This is a genomic window from Staphylococcus agnetis, assembly GCF_002901865.1.
Lineage (GTDB): Bacteria > Bacillota > Bacilli > Staphylococcales > Staphylococcaceae > Staphylococcus > Staphylococcus agnetis.
The window spans coordinates 1-3448 of the sequence record NZ_PPQF01000089.1 but is presented as its reverse complement, the minus strand read 5'-3'; the positions used below and the strand labels follow the sequence as shown (position 1 = coordinate 3448).

Annotated in this window: 3 protein-coding genes and 1 pseudogene; all 4 read left to right on the top strand. The window is 30.6% G+C overall.

The genetic code is table 11. From position 1 onward, the window contains the following. Positions 1-90: 90 nt before the first annotated feature. Positions 91-282 (top strand): annotated as a pseudogene (locus tag CD172_RS13030) (DUF6007 family protein); the annotation flags it as partial. 772 nt (positions 283-1054) lie between these two features. Further along, the gene (xdrA, locus tag CD172_RS11395; RefSeq protein ID WP_037567599.1) at positions 1055-1519 is read left to right on the top strand and encodes an XRE family transcriptional regulator XdrA; all 465 of its coding nucleotides are present in this window, start codon (positions 1055-1057) and stop codon (positions 1517-1519) included. A gap of 152 nt (positions 1520-1671) precedes the next feature. Beyond that, positions 1672-2802 (top strand): DUF445 domain-containing protein, encoded by a 1131-nt coding sequence (locus CD172_RS11390; RefSeq protein WP_103346423.1) that lies wholly within the window; start codon positions 1672-1674, stop codon positions 2800-2802. Positions 2803-2887: 85 nt separating this feature from the next. Beyond that, a complete protein-coding gene (locus CD172_RS11385; protein ID WP_037567596.1) occupies positions 2888-3232 on the top strand; it encodes a YlbF/YmcA family competence regulator in 345 nt (114 codons plus the stop codon). Positions 3233-3448: the final 216 nt, after the last annotated feature.

Below are 3448 nucleotides of genomic sequence, written 5' to 3'. Positions count from 1 at the left end.
ATGTTATAATTAAAATAAAAAACATAAAATAAAAGTGATGTTTTTTAACGTGAGGTGTAGGAAGGTGAAACACAAAACCAAGATGACTTTGATAAAACCATGGTTGAGTTAGGATGGTTAGATTTAATATTTTTAATCCCGTCTATGTTTATTTTCAGTGTTTTACCATCTGATACGATATGGGATATTATTTTATCTCTCATAATAATAATTTTCTTCTCCATTGGCGTCGCTGTTACATTTCAGTGGTTGTATCAACGTTTTAAAAATAGGAAAAAATAAACTTTCTAAAAGTTTAAAACACCTTTACTCCATAGCATACTCCCGCCTTAAAATGTTCTGTTAAACAAATCATTACAACATCAATAAAAAAACCGCTTAAAGCAGGGGTTGCTTTAGCGGTAAGTTTGTAAAATGCATTTTAAGATTGTCGGTTGCGACGCATTTTAACTTGAAAATGGTAAAATTCAAATATAATAATAATGATACATATTAATATGATTTTAAAGGATTCATTATGCCAACCCTTTAGCCATAAATCTATAAAAAAGATCATCACTGCAATTCCTGCAGCGCTAATATTAAAAATCCAATGTGTGCTTTGGTAAACCCCTATAACGATAAAGCAAGCTAAAATTAATGTGAGTAAAATAATAAAAAACATAATACACCTCAAAATGTATATCTATTCATTTTAAATTCATAAATTGATGTGCAATTGCATTGCATAATTTACAAATATTTTGGTTGCTTCTATTTTATTGAATAATAATATTAATAATAAGTCAATGCATTCATCTTAAACTTAAAGTTCTATAGTGCATATTTAAGGCGATACTACAAGGTATTACAACATTTAATGAAATTTGCGTTCAACTGGATGTTTTTGATTTTTGCGACAATTGTGGCTATTTATAAATTATAATGTTTCTACAAAAACGCTCTTTTCATTTTTCGGATTTTGTATTAATATGTAATTTGTGTTTCAAGAATTGTGTAGAATTGCAATTACTTGTGTGCGGATAAATTTTAGACTAGAAAGGTAGTAATAGTAATGGATAGACAAAGTTTTACTGATTTAATTCAAATGAAATTTAAAATGGTGCGTATTGAAGCGGGGTATACGCAAGATACGATGGCCCAAACAATTGGTTTATCAAAAAAGACTTTAGTACAAATTGAAAAAGAACGCGTATTACCAAACTGGACAACATGCGTATCAATTTGTTCACTTTTTAGAGATTCAGAAGTACTTAATAGTACTTTTGGTTGTGATCCACTAGAAATGGTTCAAACGATTTCTCGCGGACAATCAGCATACCCAAATTATTCTACAATTAGTGATATTTATTGGGATACAATCGATACTAAAGGCGGTTACATCTTACAAAGTAATAAAGTCAGTGAACTGTACCGAATTTTAGACACTGAGAAACAACCTGTTTTCGGTACACCAAAGTTAAGAGAAGCAGAAACTTATTTTCAACGTAATGTGAAAGAAGATCTTATTCGCGCATAAATTATATACATTTAAAAGTTGACTCTTACCCCTGAGGAGTCAACTTTTTGTTTACTTATGGGTTAAATTGGCAATGGCTAAGAACAATATGAGTATCCTGTACATAAATAGATTTAAGTAATGAAAAAATAGCGACAAGGGAGCAAGCAGTTATGAAATTCTTTCTTATTGTTGTTTTTATGACAATTATAGGCGCCATTATCGGTGGTGTGACCAATATGATTGCGATAAAAATGTTATTTCATCCATTTAAACCGTATTATATTTTCGGCAAACGCATTCCTTTCACACCAGGATTAGTTCCGAAACGACGTGAAGAAATTGCAACTAAAATAGGTGACGTTGTAGAAACACATCTCTTAACAGAAGCATTAATACGCGAGAAATTATCAAGTCAAACAATGAAAGACACGATTCAAGAAGCGGTGCAACAACAAGTGAACGCATTGCAAGATGATGATATAACGGTTCAACGTATTTTCAAACGTTTTGATATTGATGTAGTCAATAAAGGTGAAAGTTGGCTTAAAAAGGTGCTTATCGCACGTTTAACGCATCAATATTCAGAAATTGCATCCAAACGGTTTAAAGATATTTTACCTTTATCGTTAATGGAGATGTTAGATCATAAAGTGGCTCAACTCGATTCACAATTATTGATTAAAGCGCGAAAGTATATCGCTTCAGATAAGGGGTATCGAGATATTTATGAAATGTTAGATGCTTTTTTTCATGAAAAAAGTCGTATACTCTCAGTTCTATTAATGTTTATGACTAAAGATGATTTGGCTGAACGTATTCAATCTGAATTATTGCGCCTGTCAAACCACCCTAAAGCACAGCATATTATAAAAACACAAATTGTATCGGAATATGAAAACTTTAAATCATTAAAAGTTACAGATGTCATCACATTAGCACAGTTTGAAAGTCATCGTAACGGATTTGTAAATGGATTAATACGCAAGTTAAATTTATCAAAACACTCGCAGCAACCTTTAAAAGAATTAGCACCTGAGCTTATGCAATATTTAATGCATGAAGGTTCAGCTAAAGTTACAGAACTTATCATTTTTTCTCTTGCACAACGTTTAACTCGTATACTAAAAAAAGTGAATATTTCAGGAATGGTAGAAGAACAAATTAATCGATTTGATTTAGATTATATTGAACAGCTTATTTTTGACATCGCGAATAAAGAATTAAAATTAATTATGTTACTAGGATTTATATTAGGTGGAATGATTGGATTTTTCCAAGGATTGGTTGCAATTTTTGTATAACCTTTAAAAATATGGTATTGTAAGCAAGGAGTGAGATTGGTTGGTAAATCCAATCTTCTAACAAACAACTTAAGGAGAGATTCCAATGGCTGTAAATTTATATGATTACGCAAACAAATTAGAGCAAGCATTACGTGAAAGCGATGAATACAAAGCAATTAAAGATGCATATGCTAAAGTAAACGCAGATGAAAATTCAAAAAAATTATTTGATGAATTCCGCGAAACTCAATTAAGTTTCCAACAAAAACAAATGCAAGGTGAAGAAATCTCAGAAGAAGATTTACAAAAAGCGCAAGAACAAGCGCAACAAATCGAACAAGATCAAAACATCTCTGAATTAATGAATGCTGAGCAAAAAATGAGCCAAGTATTCCAAGAAATTAACCAAATCATCGTAAAACCTTTAGATGAAATTTACGCTGACTAATAAAAAATGAAAAAAACAGGAAGAATGCATCTGGTATTCTTCCTGTTTTTTTAATATTTATGAGCGTTACACAAATTCTTTGAGATATGCCTAATAACACATTTTTTCAAATCAATAGAGCGATGTTTCTTAACAGAAACTCATCACATAAATCTACAAAAATATGATAAAATAAATGAATACATAACATGTAAAAAGGCTTGTTAAAGATTCTTA